Origin of the sequence: Polynucleobacter sp. 30F-ANTBAC (genome assembly GCF_018882385.1) — a bacterium.
GTDB lineage: Bacteria > Pseudomonadota > Gammaproteobacteria > Burkholderiales > Burkholderiaceae > Polynucleobacter.
Genome location: NZ_JACVON010000010.1, coordinates 1 through 255 on the forward strand (window position 1 = coordinate 1; position 255 = coordinate 255).

General features: G+C 45.5%; 1 protein-coding gene. It reads left to right on the forward strand.

The genetic code is table 11. From position 1 onward, the window contains the following. A partial coding sequence (locus ICN28_RS09470) for a GTP-binding protein (protein ID WP_255536221.1) occupies window positions 1–255 on the forward strand: 255 nt, incomplete at both ends.

The window sequence follows — 255 nt, forward strand, 5'->3', positions numbered from 1 at the left end:
CACGTGAGCACATCTTGTTGGCTCGTCAGGTTGGCGTTCCATACATCATCGTGTTCATGAACAAGTGCGACATGGTTGATGATGCAGAATTGTTAGAGTTAGTAGAAATGGAAGTTCGTGAACTGTTATCTAAGTACGACTTCCCTGGTGATGACACACCAATCGTTAAAGGTTCAGCAAAGTTGGCGCTTGAAGGCGACAAAGGTGCTTTGGGTGAAGAAGCGATCATGCAATTGGCTGAAGCTCTTGACACAT